General features: G+C 70.7%; 13 protein-coding genes. 1 reads left to right on the plus strand and 12 read right to left on the minus strand.

Going from position 1 to position 17,392, the window contains the following annotated elements:
* Positions 1–55 precede the first annotated feature (55 nt).
* The 12 genes from SSP08S_RS00155 to SSP08S_RS00210 form a co-directional block, all read right to left on the minus strand.
* Complete coding sequence (locus SSP08S_RS00155) at positions 56–2,134, minus strand: CDP-glycerol glycerophosphotransferase family protein (protein WP_019065543.1); 2,079 nt, start codon at positions 2,132–2,134, stop codon at positions 56–58.
* 59 nt (positions 2,135–2,193) lie between these two features.
* Entirely contained in the window at positions 2,194–3,687 is a 1,494-nt protein-coding gene (locus SSP08S_RS00160; protein ID WP_019065544.1) for a bifunctional cytidylyltransferase/SDR family oxidoreductase, read from the minus strand.
* A 150-nt stretch (positions 3,688–3,837) separates the two neighbouring features.
* Positions 3,838–5,001: a hypothetical protein gene (locus tag SSP08S_RS00165; RefSeq protein WP_019065545.1), complete on the minus strand. Its 1,164-nt coding sequence runs from the start codon at positions 4,999–5,001 to the stop codon at positions 3,838–3,840.
* Between the two features lie 96 nt (positions 5,002–5,097).
* Positions 5,098–6,648 (minus strand): alkaline phosphatase D family protein, encoded by a 1,551-nt coding sequence (locus SSP08S_RS00170; RefSeq protein ID WP_019065546.1) that lies wholly within the window; start codon positions 6,646–6,648, stop codon positions 5,098–5,100.
* Positions 6,649–6,859: 211 nt separating this feature from the next.
* Complete coding sequence (gene obgE, locus SSP08S_RS00175; protein ID WP_019065547.1) at positions 6,860–8,296, minus strand: GTPase ObgE; 1,437 nt, start codon at positions 8,294–8,296, stop codon at positions 6,860–6,862.
* 104 nt (positions 8,297–8,400) lie between these two features.
* Positions 8,401–8,655: a 50S ribosomal protein L27 gene (gene rpmA, locus SSP08S_RS00180; protein ID WP_019063244.1), complete on the minus strand. Its 255-nt coding sequence runs from the start codon at positions 8,653–8,655 to the stop codon at positions 8,401–8,403.
* 14 nt (positions 8,656–8,669) lie between these two features.
* Positions 8,670–8,990 carry a 50S ribosomal protein L21 gene (gene rplU / locus SSP08S_RS00185; RefSeq protein ID WP_007381993.1) on the minus strand — a complete coding sequence of 107 codons (321 nt, stop codon included), beginning with the start codon at positions 8,988–8,990 and terminating at the stop codon, positions 8,670–8,672.
* Between the two features lie 229 nt (positions 8,991–9,219).
* Entirely contained in the window at positions 9,220–13,275 is a 4,056-nt protein-coding gene (locus tag SSP08S_RS00190) for an Rne/Rng family ribonuclease (protein WP_019065548.1), read from the minus strand.
* A 263-nt stretch (positions 13,276–13,538) separates the two neighbouring features.
* Positions 13,539–14,318, minus strand: coding sequence for a TIGR03936 family radical SAM-associated protein (locus SSP08S_RS00195; RefSeq protein ID WP_019065549.1), 780 nt, complete (start codon positions 14,316–14,318; stop codon positions 13,539–13,541).
* 46 nt (positions 14,319–14,364) lie between these two features.
* Complete coding sequence (locus tag SSP08S_RS00200; protein ID WP_043259191.1) at positions 14,365–15,441, minus strand: hypothetical protein; 1,077 nt, start codon at positions 15,439–15,441, stop codon at positions 14,365–14,367.
* 57 nt (positions 15,442–15,498) lie between these two features.
* Positions 15,499–15,978: a GNAT family N-acetyltransferase gene (locus SSP08S_RS00205; RefSeq protein WP_019065551.1), complete on the minus strand. Its 480-nt coding sequence runs from the start codon at positions 15,976–15,978 to the stop codon at positions 15,499–15,501.
* 19 nt (positions 15,979–15,997) lie between these two features.
* A complete protein-coding gene (locus SSP08S_RS00210) occupies positions 15,998–16,615 on the minus strand; it encodes a TetR/AcrR family transcriptional regulator (RefSeq protein ID WP_019065552.1) in 618 nt (205 codons plus the stop codon).
* Positions 16,616–16,793: 178 nt separating this feature from the next.
* Between SSP08S_RS00210 and SSP08S_RS00215 the strand changes: the two genes are divergently transcribed.
* Positions 16,794–17,345 carry a cysteine hydrolase family protein gene (locus SSP08S_RS00215; protein WP_019065553.1) on the plus strand — a complete coding sequence of 184 codons (552 nt, stop codon included), beginning with the start codon at positions 16,794–16,796 and terminating at the stop codon, positions 17,343–17,345.
* The last annotated feature ends 47 nt before the right edge of the window (positions 17,346–17,392 follow it).

The raw sequence follows: 17,392 nt of genomic DNA on the forward strand, positions 1-17,392 counted from the left end.
GAGGATCACTCCTCAAGAACCGGGCTCTTCTTGACCAAATTCTGACTCGGTCGGGTCAGCCGGCCGTGGGATCGGCCGACAGCTGGGCCTCCGTCGGGCTCGCCGCGTCACCCGTCGCCGCCGACCGCTCCTGACCCACGTTGCGGGCCTCCGACTTGAGCGCCAGGTCCCGTACCGCGGTGTTGAACTGCTCGATGGACGTGGGCTCGTCCGGGCCGAGCAGGTACTCCTTGAGTTCCTTGCGGTCCTCGGCCAGCGGGTCGGCGTCCGGGGCGCGGACCGCCGCCAGCAGCTCGCCCAGTTCGGCGGCCTTGTTGGAGAGGATCACGGCCGCGCGCACCGCGGTGTTCTGCCGCTTGAACTCCTCGACGCCCAGCTGCGCGGAGTCCGTGACCGCGTACGGCTTGCCGCTCGCGATGAAGTCGGAGACCACGCTGGAGATGTCGGAGACCATCGCGTCGGACACGTTGAAGCAGTCGTACAGGCGCGGTTCGGCGCCGGAGATGACCCGGTGCTCGAAGGTGCCGAAGGACTGCCAGTACGCGTCGTTCCACTCGGCGCGCAGCCGGGCGATCTCCTCGTACTTGGCCAGGTCGACCACGCCGTCGCGGGTGAGCTCGGCCTCGTCGCCCTTGTCGGCGGCGCCGCCGGTCAGCTCGGTGATCCGGGCCTCGATGCGCGCCATGTCGGCCTTGGCCTTGCTCTGCGCGGCGGCGTCGGCCTGGAAGCGCGGGTCGGTCGCGCGCTGGGCGGCGGCCTTCTCCACCAGGGCGGTGACCTTGCGGTGCGCGGAGCCGGCCGCGGAGCTGACGGTGCCGGTGAAGGGGTGCGGCTTGTACAGGACCCGGACCGGCGGGTCGGCCTTGAGCAGCTTCTTCACGATGTTCTCGCCGGCCAGCAGCAGGGACGTGTTGCCGGGGTCGTTGTCCCAGCCCTCCCAGGTCGGCGCGTACAGGACGGTCGGGATACGGCCCTCGGGCACGCCCTGCCAGGTCCGGATGGGGGCGAGCTGCGGGCGGCCGACCTCGACGATGTCGTCGTCGCGGACACCGACGTCGGCGATGGCGTAGCGGTCGCGGCCCGCGCGGCCGGCGGTCCACACCTCGTCGTAGACCTTGCTGAACGGGTTGACGCTGGCCAGCTTGTCGCTGTCGCCGTGGCCGATGAAGACGTGCTTCATGGTGGGGACGCGCAGCAGGTGGATGTTCTTGCCGACGTTGGCCGCGTAGAGCGCGACGCGCACGCTGGAGAGGTCCATGTTCATCAGGTGCACGCCGCCGGGGACGCAGATGACGGGGACCTTGGTGGGGGCGAGGTTCTGCAGTATGACGCGCTCGCGGAGCAGGACCAGGGGCCGCGACTCCAGCTGCTCCATGGTCTCCAGCCACATGTTGACCTGGTACGCCGAGTCCTTGGAGCCGGAGAAGCAGAGCACGGTCTGCGGCTGGTACTCGTGCAGCCAGTCGTCGACGGCCTCGAGGATGACCTCGGCGGTCGGCGGGATCTTCGTACCCCGTATGTACGGGACGAGCGCGAGGACGTAGAGGGTGCCGAGGAACAGGGTGACGCCGATGCCGATGAAGGCGGCGACGGCCGAGTTCAGCTGGGCCGAGATCAGCAGGCCCACGACGGCGAACAGGTCGAGGTGGAGCATCTTCTCGGCGGAGCGCTCCAGCAGGCCGAACGGCGGGGCGTCCGGGATGTTGATGCGCGAGCCGAGGTCGACGTTGCGGGTGGCGACCGGCATCCGGCGGCGGTTGCGGATCAGCGTGACGACCGCGCCGTGCGGGGCCTGAAGGCCGTAGAACGCGATGAAGCAGGCGATCGCGCCGTAGAAGATCAGGTGGTCCGAGAGGTCCATGCGGGCCAGCAGCAGGATCAGCAGGAGCTGGCGGATCAGGAAGCGGATCGAGATGCCCGCTCGGACCTTGCTGAGGCGGTTGACCAGGTAGCTGGCCTGGCGGTGCAGATAGTGGTCGGCGACGTAGGTCACGACGGCCGCGGCCGCGAAGGCCGGGACACTCGGGATGAGCGCGGCCAGCATGAGCGCGGGGAAGCCCAGCATCATGAGGACGGCCGCGGCGAGCTCGGCCGCGCTGCCCACCCGGGCGACGCGGATGGCGGTGGAAATCACTGATAAACCTGCTCTTAGGGGTTTTGAGTAATTTACCGGGATCTCAGAGTCAGGCTTTATTAAACGCCGTCCTGGACGTCCAGCACCGAGGCGAGGGCGGCCTCGAAGCCGGAGGCCTTGGCCGCGCCGGCCGTCGGGTCCTGCTGGCGGACGTCGATGACGTGGCCGGTCAGCTCGGACAGCAGCACGTCGAGGGAGGTGCGGGCCACGGCCTCGGAGGAGAGCAGCGTGCCCGAGGGCTCCTGGCCGAAGGCCTTGGTGCGCATCGGGGTGGCGGTGCGCTCCGGGTTGATGCAGTTCACGCGGATGCCGTCGCCGGCCCACTCGTCGGACAGGGCCTGCGTGAGGTTGACCATCGCGGCCTTGGTCGAGGAGTACAGGCTGTACTCGGCGCGGCCCCGGGTGTAGCTGCTGGAGGTGTACAGCAGCAGCTGGCCCTTGGTCTCGGCGAGGTACTTGTACGCGGAACGGGCGATCTGCACGGGCGCCAGGTAGTTGACCTTCAGCGCTTCCTCGATGGTCGCGTTGTCCGTCTCGGCCAGCTTGCCGATGCGCAGCACGCCCGCGGTGTTGATGACGTGGTCGATGCGCCCGGTCTCGGCGTAGGCCTTGGACAGCGCGTCGTCGACCTCCTCCGGGTTCTCGACGTGCGTGCCGGTGGTGGAGCGGCCCAGCGCGTACACCGTGGCGCCGTAGCCCTCGGCGAGCTCGGCGATGTCCTTGCCGATGCCGTAGGAGCCGCCGAAGACGACCAGCGTCTTGCCGGTGAGCAGCTCGCGGTAGGCGGCCTCGTCGACCTGCTCGGGGGCGGCCGTGGAGGCGAGCTGGAAGAGCTTGTCGGCGATGAAGACGTCGACGGGCTGGGTGACCTTCATGTTGTACTCGTCGCCCGCGACGACGTGGATCGGCACGTCCGGCAGGTACTTGAGTACGACGGAACAGTCGTCGGTGGCCTGGAAGTTCGGGTCCCCGGCGGCGACCTCGTAGGCGCGGCGGATCGTGGACAGCTTGAACGCCTGGGGCGTCTGGCCGCGGCGCAGCCGGGAGCGGTCGGGGATCTCGGTGATGAACTCGCCGTCGTCGCCGTGCGTGCGGGTCACGATGATGGTGTCCGCGGAGGGGATGGCCACGTCGACGGCCTGGAAGCGCTCCAGGGCGATCACGCAGTCGTCGATCACGCGCTGCGAGAGCAGGGGGCGCACGGCGTCGTGGAAGAGGACGTTGGCGTCCTCGCCCTCGGCCAGGCCCTCACTGAGCGCCTCGATCGCGCGCTCGGTGGTCTCGTTGCGCGTGGAGCCGCCCTCGATGATCCGGGTGACCTTCTTGAAACCGGCCTTGGCGACGATCTTCTCGACGTCGGGGACATAGCCCGGCGCCATCAGAACGATGATGTCGTCGATCGACTCGGCGTTCTCGAAAGTGGTCAGGGTGTGCTCGATGACTGCCTTGCCGGCGATCTTCAGCAGCTGCTTGGGGATCGAGAGACCCACGCGCTGGCCGGTACCGCCGGCCAGGATCACTGCGGTGGTGCGGGGCTTGGCTATGTGCGACACAGGCGACCTTGACCTACCTCGGGACAACGGGGGAACTGGCAAATGGTCCCACTCACGGTAACCGCAGTGCAAGGCGAGTGACCTCCGCCGCATATGTGAGCGACACCTGTCATTCATCTTGCACTGCTGGTGACCGCGCGACGACACCCCTCAGCGGCGCCGCAGCTTCTTCAGACAGCGGTGACCGAGAACGCGTACGAGTTCCTTCGACGACGTCTGGTGGACCGTCCGCGCCTTCGCCGGAGCGGTGTGCCGCACCGGTGCGGCGGCCACCGCCGCGAGCGCCCCGTACAGCGCCTGCGCGGCCACCTCGGGCGCGATCCGCGGCGCCGCGGGCACCTGCTCCGAAGCCGTCGGTACGGCCGACAGGAGCGCGGTGTCGCCGACGATCCGTACGCCCGTGGCGGCGATGGTGCCGGCCATCTCGGCGCCGATCGTGCCCGCCGCCTCGACGGCCCACCGGGGCGTGGTGATCTTCACGTCCTGCGGGGTCGGGCTGCACGAATTCTTCATATGCATGACGGCGCCGTTGCGCACGAGCTTGGAATACAGCTCGTCGGGGAGGCCATTGCCGCGGAATTCCACATTGAGTTTCCGCAGCATTTCGGTCTCGGCGAGGGTAAGAGAGCGGTTCGCCGCGTCCGGGACCGGCCGCAGCAGATTCGCGGGCAGTCCGAGCAGTGCCTCGAAGGTGCGCAGCAGCCCGTCCCGGTCGCCGTCGTCGACCACGACGACCGTGACCCGCTCGGGGCCCACGGCCCGGGTCCAGCGCTCCACCAGCCGGTCGTGGCGGTGCCGGCGCCAGAAGCTGGGGTTGGGCTGCTCGTAGGGCGCCTTGCGGAGCATGTGCTCCAGCCAGTTGTCGTAGCCCATGCGCAGGCCGTTCTGCACGTACTGCTGCCACTGCGAGGGCATGATCTTCGCCAGCGGGCGCAGGGTGACCAGGATGTGCACGCGCTCGCCGCCGAGCTGCTCCACGATCCGGGCGATCGTCTCGTCGTCCTCGGCGTCGGCGAAGAACTCGCTGCTGATCACCGAGGTGCGGTCGCCGGTCGCGCGCACGGCGTCGAGGAGACGCGTCCAGTGCTTGTCGGTGGGCACGGTGTCGCCCATCATCGCGGGCCGGGCGCAGGCGGCGAGGGCCGCTTCCATCGGGTGTCTGCTGTGCGCGGGGAAGTCGACGCCGTGCGCGGGCATCGTGTCCTTCGCGGCGAACAGCGCGCCCTGGATGGCGGTGGTCCCGGTCTTGTGCGGGCCGATGTGCAGCAGCCGGGTCCCGGAGGGCAGCGCTTCCTTAATACAGTCCGTCTCCATGGTTAATGGAAGGTAAGAGTTGTTCCTGAGTTTGACCTGAGAGGAGCCTGGGACACAGATGAGTCCCAGGCTCCGGTTACACAGGCTTCACAGAACTCAGACCACCCGGACGCCGGGATCGCCCGACTCCACCCGGAGTGCGGCGTACGTGCTCGGCGTGGCCGTCGGCTTCAGCACGGTGTCCACGACCCGCACCTGCGCGTCGATGCCGTCCCGCCGGATGTCGAACAGGTGGTAGCCGCGGTGGGCGTCGATCACCTTCCAGTGCGGGTTGTCGGCCATCAGCGGGTCCCACTGGGCGTGGAAGGCGGCCTGGTCCTGGTCGCCGTTGCTGGAGATGGACGTCCCCACGAACTCGGCGCCGACGACGTCGGAGTCCGGGTCGGCGAAGTCCTCCTTCAGGTCGCTGATCATCGTCAGGTGCCGGTCGCCGCTGAGCACCACGGGGTTGCGGACGCTCTTGAAGTCCTCCAGCAGGGCGTTGCGTTCGACCTGGTAGCCGTCCCAGGCGTCGTAGAACCACTGCTTGCCCGCGCCGAGCAGGATGTCCGTCTCGGCCATCATGATCTGCGAGGCGACGACGTTCCAGCGGGCGGGCGAGTGGCGCAGCCCCTTCAGCAGCCACGCCTTCTGCTCGGCGCCCATCATCGTCATCGACGGGTCCTCGGCACCGGCCTGCGTGGTGGCCTGGTCGCTGCGGAACTGCCGGGTGTCCAGCACGTTGAGCCGCATCAGGCGGCCGAATTCGAGGCGCCGGTACATCTGGATGTGCGGCCCGTTCGGCACGGCGCCCGCGCGCACCGGCATGTGCTCGTAGTACGCCTGGAAGGCCGCCGTCAGCCGCGCCACGAACGCGTCGTGCGACTGCTTGTCGGGGTCCTGCGGAACCTCCCCCGCCCAGTCGTTGTCCACCTCGTGGTCGTCGAAGGTCACCACCCAGGGGGTGTTGGCGTGCATCGCCAGCAGGTCGGGGTCGCTGCGGTACTGCGCGTACCGGTTGCGGTACTGCACCAGGCTGTACGGCTCCCCCGTCCCCTCGTGCCGGCGCGGCCCCGCGCTCGACGGCGCCGACTCGTAGATGTAGTCGCCGACGAAGAGCACGAAGTCGGGGTCCTGGGCCAGCATGTCGGCGTACGGCGTGAAGTAGCCGTTCTGCCAGTTCTGGCAGGAGGCGAGCGCGACGCGCAGCCGGCCGCGGGAGCTGTCCGGGTGCGGCGCGGTGCGGGTGCGGCCGGTGGCGGAGAGCTGACCGCTGGCGCGGAAGCGGTACCAGTAGTCACGGCCCGGGCGCAGCCCCCGTACATCCACGTGAACGCTGTGCCCGTACTCGGGCCGCGCGGGCGCGACTCCGCGGCGCACGTGCTTTCTGAAGCGGTCGTCCTCCGCGATCTCCCACTCCACGGGGACCACTTGGTCCGGCATACCGCCGCCGTTCAGCGGGTCCGGGGCGAGCCGCGTCCACAGCACGATGCCGTCGGGCAGCGGGTCGCCGGAGGAGATGCCGAGGCTGAACACACCGTCGGGCAGCGGGGTTTCGGCTGCCCGCGCGGAGGTCGGCAGCCACAACTGGGCGGAGGCGGCGGCCCCGAGCACCGCCGCGCCGGCCGCGAGAAAACGTCGTCGATCGGGTGATACGGCTCCGGTCATCGTGAACTCCCTTGCGACGTTGGCCTCTTGGGTCACTTGGAAGCCTCACAGTGCGCGGAGTCCCGCCTGTTGAACAGTACGTATCGCGTCCATGACAAATGAGCACACAGCAAGAGACCCGTTGCTCGAAGAGCAACGGGTCTCAGCCAGTTCGGGTTACGCCGGACAAACGATCTTCACCCTTGACGGGCGATCAGCGCGCCCGTCCACCTCAGAAGGGCTTGAACTCCTCGAACTCCTGCGCCGCCTCGTCCCGCTCGGCCTGCTTGTCCCGGCGCCGCTGCGTCGCGGGCCGCGGCTCGTCGAGCCGGTGGTCCTCACCACGCCGGCCCAGCATCTCGGCACCGGCCATGACGGTCGGCTCCCAGTCGAAGACGACCGCGTTGTCCTCGGGACCGATCGCGACGCCGTCACCGGAGCGGGCGCCCGCCTTCATCAACTCCGCCTCCACACCGAGGCGGTTGAGCCGGTCGGCGAGATAGCCGACGGCCTCGTCGTTGTTGAAGTCGGTCTGGCGCACCCAGCGTTCGGGCTTCTCGCCACGCACACGGAAGAGACCGTCCTCCTCCAGTACGACGGTGAAACCGCTGTCGTCGACCGCCTTCGGGCGGATGACGATCCGGGTCGCCTCCTCCTTCGGCTTCGCGGCCCGCGACGCGGCGACGAACTCCGCGATGGCGAAGGACAGTTCACGCAGACCCGTGTGCGCGACCGCGGACACCTCGAAGACGCGGTAGCCGCGTGCCTCCAGGTCGGGGCGCACCATCTCGGCGAGGTCCTTGCCGTCCGGTACGTCGATCTTGTTCAGGACGACCATGCGCGGCCGGTTGCCGAGGCCGCCGTACTGCTTCAGCTCCTCCTCGATCATGTCGAGATCGGAGATCGGGTCGCGCTCGGACTCCAGCGTCGCGGTGTCCAGGACGTGCACGAGGACACTGCACCGCTCGACATGGCGCAGGAACTCGAGGCCCAGGCCCTTGCCCTGGCTGGCGCCGGGGATGAGGCCGGGGACGTCGGCGATCGTGTAGACCGTCTCGCCGGCCGTGACGACGCCCAGGTTCGGGACCAGGGTCGTGAAGGGGTAGTCGGCGATCTTCGGCTTGGCCGCGCTCAGCACGGAGATCAGCGAGGACTTGCCGGCGCTCGGGTAGCCCACGAGAGCGACGTCGGCGACCGTCTTCAGCTCCAGGACGATGTCCTGGAGGTCACCGGGCACGCCGAGCAGCGCGAAGCCGGGGGCCTTGCGGCGGGCGCTCGCGAGAGCCGCGTTGCCGAGACCGCCGCGGCCGCCCTGCGCGGCGATGTACGAGGTGCCGTGGCCGACCAGGTCGGCGAGCACGTTGCCCGCGCCGTCGAGCACGACCGTGCCGTCCGGCACCGGCAGGACCAGGTCCTGGCCGTCCTTGCCGGAGCGGTTGCCGCCCTCGCCGGGCTTGCCGTTGGTGGCCTTGCGGTGCGGGGAGTGGTGGTAGTCCAGCAGCGTGGTCACGGACTGGTCGACGATGAGGATGACGTCACCGCCCCTCCCGCCGTTGCCGCCGTCCGGGCCGCCGAGCGGCTTGAACTTCTCACGGTGGACGGAGGCACAGCCGTGGCCTCCGTTACCCGCGGCGACATGCAGCTCGACGCGGTCCACGAAGGTGGTCATGGGATGTGCCTCCAGTTACTTACGGGGTGTCTTTGTACTAACACGCGAAAGGCGGACCCGCTTCCCACCAGGGGAAGTGAGGTCCGCCTCGCGAAAGCTTCCGATCAGGCGACCGGAACGATGTTCACGACCTTGCGGCCACGGTGGGTACCGAACTCCACCGCACCGGCGTTCAGCGCGAACAGCGTGTCGTCGCCGCCACGGCCGACGCCCGAACCGGGGTGGAAGTGGGTGCCGCGCTGGCGGACCAGGATCTCACCCGCGTTGACGACCTGACCGCCGAAGCGCTTCACGCCGAGCCGCTGGGCATTGGAGTCGCGACCGTTCCGGGTGGACGATGCGCCCTTCTTGTGTGCCATCTCTCCTCAGTCCCTTACTTCGCAGCCGCGGGGATCTCAGTGACCTTGATCGCCGTGTACTGCTGGCGGTGGCCCTGACGACGGCGGTAACCGGTCTTGTTCTTGTAGCGAAGGATGTCGATCTTGACGCCCTTGTGGTGGTCCACGACCTCGGCCTGGACCTTGATGCCGGCCAGGACCCACGGGTCGCTGGTCACAGCGTCGCCGTCGACAACGAGCAGGGTCGAGAGCTCGACCGTGTCGCCAACCTTGGCAGTGGAAATCTTGTCAACCTCAACGATGTCGCCGACAGCAACCTTGTGCTGGCGACCACCGCTGCGCACGATGGCGTACACGCGGATCTCACTCTCTCGCTCGGGAACGGCACCCCCGCAGTCCAGCCGCCCTGCAGAGCAGACGGCCTCTCCCGGTGGAACACACCCGGGAGGAAGAGGTTTACGGGGATGTGGCGTGTCACCAGTGGACACGCCGACAGTCAAGGTTACGGGGCCGCGGCCGAACGGGTCAAACCGGGCCCGTGGGGAGTGCGACCGGTCACACGGACCGGCCGCACCCGCCCTGGGTTCAGCCCTCGTCGGTGGAGGCGGTGACGGAGGACGGGCTCGTCTGCTCCGCCGCCGCGGTCTTCTTCGACGTGGTCTTGGCGGCCTTCTTGGCCGTCGTCTTCTTCGCGGCCGTCTTCTTGGCCGCGGTCTTGGTGGCCGCCGCCTTCTTGGCGACCGCCTTCTTCGCCGGGGCCTTCTTGGCGGCCTTGCGCGCGGCCGTCTTCTTGGCCGGAGCCTCGACGCCGGCCTCGGCCTCGGTCGCGGCTGCCTCCACCACGGTCGACGGCACGACCACGACGGCCGCCTCCTCCGACGCGGTGGGCGCGGTCGCCTTGCGCACGGCACGACGCCTCGGGCGGGCCGGAGCCGCGCTCTCGGCGGGCGCCTCCGGCTGCTCGGCCCGGACGGCCGGCGCGGGCGTCTCGACGACGACCGGCGCGGCGGCCTCGGTGACCGTCACCACGGCGGCCTCCTCGGACCCCGCCGGAGACCCGGCGGGCGCGGTGGCCTTACGGGTCGCACGACGGCGCGTACGCCCCTTGGGCGCGGCGTCGTCGACAGCCGCCGGAGCCTCGACCGCGGGCGCCTCGACGACCGGGTCCTCCACGGCGACGGGCTCGGCCTGCGCGACGGCGACCGGCTCGGCCTCCTCGCGCACCTCACGCGTCTCGTGGACCTCACGCGGCTGCCGCGACTCGCGGGACTCCGCCCTCGGCGCACCGGCCGGAGCCGACGCCCGCCGGCTCGTCCGGCGCCGCGAACGCCCACGGGTGGCCGCGGCCTCCGCCTCGGCCGCGCTGCTGTACAGGTCCTCGTCGGGCCTGAACTCGGTCTCGGCGAACGGCACCGGCATGGCGACCTCGGCCGCCACCTCCGCCTCGGTCTCGACCTCGTCAGCGTCGTGATCGTGCTCGTGCGTCTCGTGGCCGTCGTGCGTGTCGTGGGCGTCCTGCCCGTCGCCGCCACGTCCGCGCCGCTTGCGCTTGCCGCCGCCACCGACCGAGGTCGGCTGCTCCATGTGCACGATGACACCGCGGCCGTTGCAGTGGACGCAGGTCTCGGAGAAGGACTCCAACAGGCCCTGTCCGACGCGCTTGCGGGTCATCTGCACGAGACCGAGCGAGGTGACCTCGGCCACCTGGTGCTTCGTACGGTCGCGGCCCAGGCACTCCAGCAGGCGCCGCAGCACCAGGTCCCGGTTGGACTCCAGCACCATGTCGATGAAGTCGATGACGACGATGCCGCCCAGGTCGCGCAGCCGCAGCTGGCGCACGATCTCCTCGGCCGCCTCCAGGTTGTTCCTGGTCACGGTCTCTTCGAGGTTGCCGCCCTGACCGGTGAACTTGCCGGTGTTGACGTCGATCACGATCATCGCTTCGGTCTTGTCGATGACCAGCGAACCGCCGCTCGGCAGCCAGACCTTGCGGTCCAGCGCCTTCATCAGCTGCTCGTCGATGCGGTACGTCGCGAAGACGTCGACCTCGGAGGTCCACTTGGACAGCCGGTCGGCGAGGTCGGGGGCGACGTGCGAGACATAGCCGTGGATGGTGTCCCACGCCTCGTCACCGCTGACGATGACCTTGGTGAAGTCCTCGTTGAAGATGTCGCGCACGACGCGGACGGTCATGTCCGGCTCGCCGTACAGCAGCGACGGGGCGTTCGAACCGCCGCCGCCCTTCGCCTTCTTCTGGATGTCCTCCCACTGCGCCTGCAGCCGCTCGACGTCACGGCTCAGCTCGTCCTCGCTCGCGCCCTCGGCGGCGGTGCGCACGATGACGCCCGCGTCCTCGGGGACGATCTTCTTGAGGATGGTCTTCAGCCGGGCCCGCTCGGTGTCGGGCAGCTTGCGGCTGATGCCGGTCATCGAGCCCTCGGGGACGTACACGAGGTAGCGGCCCGGGAGGGAGACCTGGCTGGTCAGACGCGCACCCTTGTGCCCGATCGGGTCCTTGGTGACCTGCACGAGGACCGACTGGCCCGACTTCAGGGCGGACTCGATGCGGCGCGGCCCGTTGGCCATGCCGAGCGCCTCGAAGTTGACCTCACCGGCGTACAGGACGGCGTTGCGCCCCTTGCCGATGTCGATGAACGCGGCCTCCATGGAGGGCAGCACGTTCTGGACCTTGCCCAGGTAGACGTTGCCGACGTACGAGGTCGACTGCTCCTTGTTGACGTAGTGCTCGACGAGCACGCCGTCCTCCAGGACGCCGATCTGCGTGCGCTCACCGGTCTGCCGGACGACCATCACGCGCTCGACGGCCTCGCGGCGGGCCAGGAACTCCGCCTCGGTGATGATCGGGACGCGGCGGCGGCCCTGCTCGCGGCCTTCGCGGCGGCGCTGCTTCTTGGCCTCGAGACGCGTGGAGCCCTTGATGGACTGCACCTCGTCGCTGGGGTGGTCGTCCTTCTTGGCGCGCGGCTCGCGGACCTTGACGACGGTGCGCTCGGGGTCGTCCGACGACGAGGCCGACTCGCTCTCGCCGCCCGAGTCACCGGCGCGACGACGACGGCGGCGCCGGCGACGGCTGCTGCTCGATCCGGAGCCGCCCTGGTCCTCGTCCGCCTCCTCGGCGTCCTCCTCGACCTGCTCGGCGGTGTCCTCGGCGTCTTCGGCGGCCTGCTCGGCGGCGTACTCCTCGCCGTCCTCGGACTCGTCCTCACCGGTGGCGGACTCGCCGCGGCGACGGCGACGGCCACCGCGCCGACGACGGCGGCGCGAACCGGTCTCCTCGGTCTCGTCACCGTCGGCGGAGTCCTCGGCGGCCTCGTCGGCCTCCTCCGGCTCCTCCTCGACCACGGCGGTCTCGACGACGGCCGCGGCGACGGGCTCGGCCTCGAAGGCGGCACCCCGGCGACGGCGCCGACGACGCCCGCCGGTCTCTTCCTCGACGACTTCCACGGCCACGGGCTCGGCGACGACGACCTCTTCCTCGTCGTCCTCCACGGCCTCGGCGGCAGCGGCTGCGGCGCGCTCCGGCGTCTGGAACATCGGCTCGGTGAAGACGGGCGCGCGGAACACGGCCACGGCGGGGCGCGCGGGCCGGCGCGGCCCCTCGTCCTCCTCGGCGGCGTTGCCGTTCTTGGGCGCGGGCGCGGAGAACCCGCCGGCCGCGGTCCGCACGACCCGGCGCCGGCGACGCGGCCCGGAGTCCTCGGCGGGAGCGTCGGCGGTGGTGTTCTGCTCCGCGGCGTCCGCGGCGGTCTCGTCGTTCACAGGGGCCTCCTCGCCCACGGGCGTCCCGGCAGGCGCGGACACACGGCGCGTGGCGCGACGACGGCTCCTGCGCGGCGCGGCATCCTCTTCGGACGCGGCCGGCGCGGCACCTTCGGTCACTTCGGTTGCGGCGGCGGCAGCAGGCGCTGCGCTCGCTTCAGTCTCTTCGGCGGCTTCGGCCACTTCGGTGTTCTCGACGGCCCCGGCCGCCTGCGGCGCACCGGCGGGCGCGGAGGCGCGCCGGGTCGCACGACGGCGCGTACGCCCGGCGGGCGCCGCCTCTTCCACCGGAGCTTCGGCAGCTGCGGCTTCCTCGACGACGGCGGGCGCGGCAGGCTCCTCCGCCTGCTCCACCACGGTCTCGGGGACGACGGCCTCGGGCGCGGTCACCTTGCGCGTGGCCCGACGGCGGGTACGGCGCGGGGCCGCGTCCTCCTCGGACACGACGGGCGCGGCCTCTTCCGCCACGGTGGTCTCTTCGGGCGCGACAGCGGCAACAGCCGGCACCACGATCTCCGCCGCCTCGGGCACCGCACTCGCCTCGGGCGCACCGGCGGGCGCGGACACCCTCCGGGTCGCACGACGGCGCGTACGCCCGGCGGGCGCGGCCTCTTCCACGGCTTCTGCGACGACGGGCGCCTCTGGGGTCACCGCGGTGACCTCGACGACGCTCTCGTCGCTTTCGTTCTTCTCGTCGCTCACCTCGGCCGGTATGGCCGGAGTGCCGCTTTCGACCGCGCCCTCGGGGGCGGTCGGCGGTCCCGCCGGGCGAGACGCGGCGCGGCGCCTGCGGCGCGGCGGCAGCGTGTCGCTGGGGGTGTTCGGTTCGGAACCCTCGATGGGTTCGGTCGGTTCGAGCATGCGGGCGTTTCTCCCGTCAGGCTCCCGGGCGCCGCGCCTGGTCCGGCTCGGATGCCGGTGACGTCCGCGGCTCGCGCGTTGCGCGGTGCCGCCGTCCGGGGCGCGGGCGCCGCACGGGAGCTCTCTGTGTCCTGTCTCGCCGGTTCCGTACGCCCAGTTGCGGACGGCCTGGCGAAAGTCTTGTGGTCGGTGCGCTGCCCGACCCAGGTGGCTCCCGAGTCCGAGGGCGGCGCTACGACGTCCGTCCCTACGCGGAACCTTCCCTACGCCGGCGCCTTCGCGGCGGCAGCTTCGGCGACCGTGGGATTCCCGGTCACTGCTGCCTCGCGGTCGGGCGCGAGCGGGTCGGTCACCGTGCCGGTCTCTTCATCGAACAGCCCCTGCGCCAGCCTGGTCACCGCTACGGCGACCGGCGGCGCCAGGTCGGCCACGGCGCGAAGACCGGACAGGACGTCGTCGGGTCGAACGGCAGGCGTCACGTGCCGAACAACCAGCCGCAGTATCGCACAGGCCTGGTCGGTAGGCCTATCAGCCTGTGGACCGATCGTCTCAGAAGAGGCTTCAAGGCTCGCTACGGCAGAACGGGCGTCGAAGGTGCGCAGGCCGTTCTTGGCCATGCGCTGGACCTCGACGCTCTCGGCCGCGTTGAACGCCGCCACCGCGCGCTCGGCGTCCTCGGGAGCCACCCCGTCGAGCCGCAGCTCCCACACGGAAGCCGTGAGCCGGTCGGCGAGCCCGGAGGTCCGGGCCTCGACCGCGTCGACGATGTCGAGGCCGACGGGCATCGACTCGTCGAGCAGCTCGCGCAGCTTGTCGGGGTCGCGCTCGGCGGTGAGCGCGATCTCCAGGTATTCCGCCTCACTGCCCGTGCCGGTGGGTGCGGCATTGGCGTACGACACCTTCGGGTGCGGTGTGAACCCGGCCGAGTACGCCATCGGCACCTCGGCGCGGCGCAGCGCACGCTCGAAGGCGCGCTGGAAGTCACGGTGGCTGGTGAACCGGAGGCGGCCGCGCTTGGTGTAGCGCAGTCGGATGCGCTGCACCGCGGGTGCGGGCGGCGGGCCTTCGGGCTGTCGCTTGCCCAGTGTCCTAGTCCTTCGTGAGAACGGTCGTACCTCTACCAAGAGTACGTGTCTCGTCGCCCATCGGTTCCCGTCGCTCCACCGGCTGCGGCTGCCGGGGCTCGCCGAAGACCATCCGCCGGAAGTCGGCGCGCGCCTGCCGGGCGGACTCGCGCGCGGCGGTCAGCGCCTGCCGGGTGACCCGGCCCACGGCGCGCGCGGCCTCGGCGGCGGGCCGCAGCACCAGGTCCCGTACGACGTGTCCGACCGGGGTGAGGACGGTCCGGTACACCCAGCTCACCGGCGCCACGAAGATCCACCGGAAGAGGGTCGCGAGCGCCCGTCCCACGGCGAGCGAGATGTGCCCGGCGATCCGCCAGGCGTGCCCGAGGGCGTCCCACACTTCCCGTCCCACGACGGCGAGGACCCGCCCGACCGGTGCCAGGACCCAGCGCCAGAGGGCGATCGCGGGCAGTACGAGCAGGATCCGGGCCGTCCAGTACAGGACGACACCGACACCGGTACCGACGGCCTTCGCCAGCCACAGCAGCCCCCGCCCGCACCAGGCGATCGCGCGCCCGACCGGGGCGAGCACCCAGGCGTACAGCCACCCGGCGGGTACGACGAGCAGATACCGCCCGAGCCAGGCCAAGCCGGCTGCCAGTCCGTCGACGACCCACACGCACGCGTGCCCCACGGGAGTGAGCACGCGCGCGTACACCCACGCCAGCCCGTTCCCGATCGCGCGCGCCGTCCAGGCGAGGGCATGTCCGAGCGGGGTCAGCACATGCCGGTACAGCCAGACCAGGGGCACGAGGACGAGCACGTTCACGAGCCAGCCGACCGCCTTGGCGGCGGGCACGACGACGTACCGCCACAGCGCGACCGACGGCCACACGAACAGCGCCCGCCCCACCGGTCGCAGCACGGTCCGCCACAGGAACCGCCCGCCGACCACCAGCGCGTCCCACACCACCCGCACCGGCACGACCAGTACGAGCACGACGATCCGCACGGGAACACGGATCGCGACGACGAGACACCCCTCGGGCGACTGCGGCGCGGGCTGCGCGGAAGGTTTCTCGAACTTCACAGGGGCGTCCATATCAGTCAGGACGCCTCAACACCCCGTACGGATGCGGTACGACACCCTCCTCATGGGTCACGGACAGGAGTCCGCGCGGGAGACGTGCGTGTGCAGCAGCCGGGGCGAGGTGGCGAAGCCTCGTCGGGCGTACGCGGGGATCGCCCGGGGCGAGGAGTGGACGGTGACGCGTTCGAGGCCGAGTTCCCGGGCGCGGTCCAGCACCGCGTCCACGAGCCGTCCGCCGACCCCGCTGTCCCGTTCGCCGGGGATCACGTACACGCACTGCAGATCACCGGAGGCCCGGTGCAGGGCGTGCGGCGTCGGTACCCGCTGGACCACGGCCAGCCAGGCCATTCCGATGACCGCGCCGTCCCGTAGGACGACCATGCAGCGGTGCGAACCGGCGTGCTCCGCCGCCCAGTCGACGAAGTGCCGTACGAACTCCTCGCGGGCGGTGACCGGTTGGCCGCCGCCCTCCAGAATCCACTGCCACCGCAGCTCTGCGACGGCGTCCAGCTGGGCGGGTTCGGCGGGGCGGATCACGAAGTCGTCCACCCGTGCATTGTGCGGGAGTTCAGCGCTCGTCGGCAGGGGGCGCCAGCAGCGCGTCGACGATCTCCCGCAGGGGCGCGGCCAGTTGACCGGCGGTCGCATCACGCAGGGGCCGCAGCCCTACGGCGGACCGTACGACGGCGACGCCGACGCCCAGCGCGACCAGGAGCTGCGCCCGCAGCAGCCGTTCGTCGTCGTCCTCCCCCGCCGGTCCCCCGCCGGACGCCTCGAGGATCTGCCGGCCGAACTCGTCGAGGGCCTTGTGGCGCAGCGCGTCCACGCGCTCGTCGCCGGAGCCGCGCAGCAGCATCAGCACGGGGTGCTCGCCGAACTCCGGCCAGGCACCGGCGGAGAGCTGGTGGCTCAGTGCCTCGGCGAGGCCTTCCCGGTCCTGCGGGAACTTCTCGTCCCGGCCCAGAAATCGGGGAGTTGACGCCAGCGCCGCCTTGAAGAGCCCTTCCTTCGAGTCGAAGTACCGCTTGATGAGCGCCAGGTTGACCCCGACGTCGGCGGCCACGTCCCGCAGTGTCGTGCGGTCGTACCCGAGCCGGGTGAACCGGCTGCTCGCGGCCTCCAGGAGCGCCTGCCGGGTCGCCGCCGCGTCCCGCCGCCTGGGCCCGTCGGCCTCGCTCGTCTCCACCGGCAGCCTCCTCGGGCAGGTCAAGTAATCACTCGTTGACATGACTACAGGGCATGGTTACGTTAAGCAAGTAATCATGTGATGACTTAGCCCGCCGCGCTCAGGCGTGCCCCACTCACGTGTGCCCTCTCACGCCCTGCCCTCCCGCCGTCCGCCCCTCCCGTCCGAAAGGACAACGGTGTCCAAGCAAGCCCTCCTCGTCATGGACGTTCAGCGCGTCATCGTCGACCGCTACCCCGACCCGGCCTATCTGCCGCGCCTGCGCAAGGCGATCGACGCGGCCCGCGCGGACGGCGTCCCCGTGATCCACGTGACCGTCGGCTTCCGCCCCGGTGCCCCGGAGGTCAGCGCGCGCAACAAGATGTTCGGCAGGCTCGCGGGCGTCCGGCTGCCGGCCGCCGCCGCCCAGGCCAACGAGATCCACCCGGACGTGGCCCCCGAACCCGGCGACATCCTCGTCACCAAGCGCCGCGTCAGCGCGTTCGCCGGCAGCGACCTCGACATGGTGCTGCGGGCCAACGGCATCGACCACCTGGTCCTGACGGGCATCGCCACCAGCGGCGTCGTCCTGTCGACGCTCCGCCAGGCCTCCGACCTGGACTTCACCCTCACCGTCCTGTCCGACGGCTGTCTCGACAACGACCCCGAGGTGCACCGGGTCCTCACGGAGAAGGTGTTCCCGACGCAGGCGGACGTCACGACGGTGGCCGAGTGGGTCGCCGCGCACTGAACTCCCTATATTGATCCCCGTACTTGATGCCGGTGCTCGATGCCCCG

Origin of the sequence: Streptomyces hokutonensis, assembly GCF_000376565.1 — a bacterium.
Lineage (GTDB): Bacteria > Actinomycetota > Actinomycetes > Streptomycetales > Streptomycetaceae > Streptomyces > Streptomyces hokutonensis.

Bases quoted from the DNA above. Each gene is read 5' to 3' on its own strand.
- SSP08S_RS00165 (WP_019065545.1), bottom strand. From the start codon at position 5,001: ATGGAGACGGACTGTATTAAGGAAGCGCTGCCCTCCGGGACCCGGCTG.
- SSP08S_RS00170 (WP_019065546.1), bottom strand. From the start codon at position 6,648: ATGACCGGAGCCGTATCACCCGATCGACGACGTTTTCTCGCGGCCGGC.
- obgE (WP_019065547.1), bottom strand. From the start codon at position 8,296: ATGACCACCTTCGTGGACCGCGTCGAGCTGCATGTCGCCGCGGGTAAC.
- rpmA (WP_019063244.1), bottom strand. From the start codon at position 8,655: ATGGCACACAAGAAGGGCGCATCGTCCACCCGGAACGGTCGCGACTCC.
- SSP08S_RS00190 (WP_019065548.1), bottom strand. From the start codon at position 13,275: ATGCTCGAACCGACCGAACCCATCGAGGGTTCCGAACCGAACACCCCC.
- SSP08S_RS00200 (WP_043259191.1), bottom strand. From the start codon at position 15,441: ATGGACGCCCCTGTGAAGTTCGAGAAACCTTCCGCGCAGCCCGCGCCG.